At 71.6% G+C, this 3,819-nt stretch carries 2 protein-coding genes; one reads left to right on the top strand and one right to left on the bottom strand.

Annotated features, from left to right (window positions below; all coding sequences use genetic code 11):
* The coding region (locus Aut01nite_RS23415) for a HAMP domain-containing protein (RefSeq protein WP_204037657.1) at window positions 1–1,548 on the bottom strand (1,548 nt) is incomplete at its 3' end.
* A 112-nt stretch (window positions 1,549–1,660) separates the two neighbouring features.
* Here Aut01nite_RS23415 and Aut01nite_RS23410 point away from each other — a divergent pair.
* Window positions 1,661–3,694, top strand: coding sequence for a SpoIIE family protein phosphatase (locus tag Aut01nite_RS23410; protein WP_052164321.1), 2,034 nt, complete (start codon window positions 1,661–1,663; stop codon window positions 3,692–3,694).
* Window positions 3,695–3,819 lie beyond the last annotated feature (125 nt).

Genomic DNA, 3,819 nt, shown 5'->3' with positions numbered 1-3,819 from the left:
CACCGTGGACTTGAGCTCCAGGATCTCGCCGCGGGCGTCGACCGTGATCTTCTGGCCGAGGTCGCCCTTCGCCACGGCCGTGGTGACCGACGCGATGTTGCGGACCTGGCTGGTCAGGTTCGACGCCATGTAGTTGACGTTGTCGGTGAGGTCGCGCCACGTACCCGAAACGCCCTTGACCTGGGCTTGTCCGCCCAGCTTGCCCTCGGAACCGACCTCCCGCGCGACACGCGTCACCTCGTCGGCGAACGACGAGAGCTGGTCGACCATGGTGTTCACGGTGTTCTTCAGCTCGAGGATCTCACCGCGCGCGTCGACGGTGATCTTCTGCGACAGGTCGCCCTTCGCCACCGCGGTGGAGACCTGCGAGATGTTACGGACCTGGGCGGTGAGGTTGGCGGCGAGCTGGTTCACGTTCTCGGTGAGGTCGCGCCACGTGCCGGAGACGCCGCGGACCTGGGCCTGGCCGCCCAGCCGGCCCTCGGTGCCCACCTCGCGGGCCACCCGGGTCACCTCGTCGGCGAACGACGACAGCTGGTCCACCATCGTGTTGACGGTGTCCTTGAGCTCCAGGATCTCGCCCTGCGCGGCCACCGTGATCTTCTGCGACAGGTCGCCCTTCGCCACCGCGGTGGAGACCTGCGCGATGTTGCGGACCTGACTGGTCAGGTTGGACGCCATCGAGTTCACCGAGTCGGTGAGGTCCTTCCAGGTGCCCGCGACGTTCGGCACGTCGGCCTGACCACCCAGCTTGCCCTCGGTGCCCACCTCCCGGGCCACCCGGGTCACCTGCTCGGCGAAGAGCCGCAGCGTGTCGGTGAGCCCGTTCATCGTGTCGGACAGCTCGGCCACCTCGCCCCGGGCCGACACGGTGATCTTCTGCGACAGGTCGCCGCGGGCCACCGCGGTCGCCACCTGGGAGATCGAGCGCACCTGGTGCGTCAGGTTCGACGCCATGGTGTTCACCGAGTCGGTCAGGTCCTTCCAGGTGCCCGCCACGCCGCGCACGTCGGCCTGACCACCCAGCTCCCCCTCGGTGCCCACCTCGCGGGCCACCCGCGTCACCTCGTCGGCGAACGACGACAGCTGGTCCACCATCGTGTTCACCGTACGGCCGATCCGGAGGAACTCGCCGCGCAGCGGCCGCCCGTCCATCTCCAGGGCCATGTGCTGCGACAGGTCACCCTCGGCGACCGCCACGATGACCCGGGAGATCTCGGTGGTGGGCCGGGCCAGGTCGTCGATCAGCGAGTTGACCGAGCGGACGCTGTCCGCCCAGGAGCCGTCCAGGCCTTCCTCGTCGAGACGCTCGGTGAGCCGGCCGTCACGGCCGACGATCCGGCTGATCCGCCGCAGGTCCAGGTTCTGCCGCTCCTGGAGCGAGACGACCTCGTTGAACGCCTCCGCCACCGCCCCGGCCATGCCGCTGCGCCGGGGCAGGCGAACCTTCAGATCGCCGCGGCGCACACGGCGCAGCGCATCGGCGAGTTCACCGAGCAGAACGGTCTCGTCGGGCACGCCGACGCCGCCCTCTTCAGCCGTAGTCATGCTGTCCTCACTCGCTGTAAATCACGGGGGGTTCCCTATCCTCTCTCGCCCGACCGGGTCAATGCGAGAGACGACTTTGTGCATTAACCCGTCCACGGGAGAGGATGCATGAGTGCCAGGCGAGGTCGGAACCAGGACGAGCATCCCGTCGGGTGCGCCGTCCGAGGCTGTGGTGCGCCGCACCAGGCTGCCCAACGATCGTCGGACCCCGGCGGCGGCCCGTGCGCTCGTCCGCTCCGTGCTGGAGGAGACCGGGCTCGTCGGGCTGCTCAACGAGGCCCTGTTGCTCACCACCGAGTTGTCCACCAACGCGGTGGTGCACGCCAACACCGAGCTGGAGATCGAGGTGGCCGCCGACACCAGCGGGCTCACCGTGACCGTCACCGACTTCGCGGTCGGCCCGGTCGAGCAGCTCACCATCGGTCCCCGTAACGAGACGTCGGAGATAGGGGAGGTCGCCGAGCGTGGCCGCGGCCTGCTCCTGGTCGATCACTTCGCCAGCCGGTGGGGCACCGTGCACGAGGGCGACGGCAAGGGCGTCTGGTTCCGGCTCGACCAGCGTGCGGACGCCGGACCGGTGCGGCTGCCCAGCACCACCGAGTCACCGAGCCTGGGCGCGCTCACCGGCCTGTTGCGCAGCGGCACCGACCGGCAGTCCGAGGACGGCCTCGCCGACCTGGCCACCGATCTGCTGTCCCGGCTGGCGCGCCTGACCGGCGCGGCCGGCGGCGTGCTGCGGCTGGACCGCGGCGACGGCACGGGACGGCAACTCCTCGCACGGTACGGCCGTGCTCCCCGCGACAACGCCGACACCATCCGGGTCCCCCTCAGCGTGCAGCGGCCCTACTCCGGCGAGCTGGAACTCGACGCCGCCCCGGAGGGGTACGCCCTGGCCCTGGCCACCATGGTCGCCGAACGTTTCGCCCTGCACCTGGAGAACGACCGGCTCCGCCGCGCCGACGTCCGCCGGGCCACCTGGATCACCTTCCTGTCCGAGGCCAGCGAGCTGCTCGCCCAGTCCCTCGACGTGAACCTGACGATGGCCCTCATCCCGCAACTGGTGGTGCCCCGGCTGGGCCAGTGGTGTGCGGTGCACACCACCGACGCGTGGGGCCGGCTGCAACTGGCCGCCGCCACCCACGCCGAGGAGACCGCGCTGCCCCAGCTGCACGCGACACTGGCCGAGCCGGGCCCGGAGTCGCTGCTGGCCCGGCTGGAGGAGGCGTCCCGGCTCGGCACCCAGGTGATGTTCGGCTCCCCGATGGAGGGGTACGCGGTGCCGCTGGTCGCCCGCGGTGCCCGGCTCGGCACCCTGGCGGTCGGCCGGCACCCGAAACACCGGCACGACGCCGACGAGGTGGCGGTCCTGGAGGACGTGGCCCGGCGGGCCGCGCTCGCCATCGACAACGCCCGGATCCACGACGAGCGGCACCGGGTCGCCCGCACCCTGCAGGCCTCGCTGCTGCCGCCGGCGCTGCCCCGGGTGGACGGCATCGGCTTCGCCGCGGAGTACGTGCCGACCGGCTCCGAGGTGGGCGGCGACTTCTACGACGTCGTCCCGAGCGGCACCGACCAGTGGCTGGTGGTGGTCGGTGACGTGTCCGGCAAGGGCGTGCAGGCGGCCACGGTGACCGGGCTGGTCCGCGACGTGATCCGGATCCTGGTCGACGACGGCAAGGCGCTCAGCGAGATCCTCTGGCGGGTCAACCGCACGCTCGTGCAGCGCGGCGGCGGCCGGTACTGCACGCTCGCCATGGCCTCGGTGACCCGGCAGCAGAACGGGAACCTCGGCGTCTGCCTGCACCTGGCCGGCCACGACCGGGCGGTGCTGGTCCGGGCCGACGGCAAGACGTCCTTCGTCGGTGAGGGCGGGACGGCGCTGGGGCTGCTGGAGACGATCACCTCGCCGGACGTGTCGATCACACTGGAGTCCGGCGACTCCCTGATCTTCTACACCGACGGGGTGACCGAGCGGCGCCGCGGCCGGGAGCTGTTCGGATCGTCCCGGCTGCGGGAGGCGTCGGCGCCGCTGGCGGGCTATCCGGCCGATGTGATGGCGGCCCGGCTGCGCTCCACCACCATCAACTTCTCGGTCGAGGAGCCCCGCGACGACATCGCGATCCTGGTGCTGCGCAACGACGCCTGATCCATCGCATCGTCCCCAGCCGTAGCCTCGCGCCGGGTGCCGGGTGCCGGGTGCCGGGTGCCGGGTGCCGGGTGCCGGGTGCCGGGTGCCGGGTGCCGGGTGCCGGGTGCCGGGTGCCGGGTGCC

It is taken from the genome of Actinoplanes utahensis (assembly GCF_016862455.1).
In the GTDB taxonomy this organism is placed as follows: Bacteria; Actinomycetota; Actinomycetes; order Mycobacteriales; family Micromonosporaceae; genus Actinoplanes; species Actinoplanes utahensis.
The sequence above is the reverse complement of the archived record's forward strand: the minus strand, read 5'-3'. Positions and strand labels throughout refer to the sequence as shown.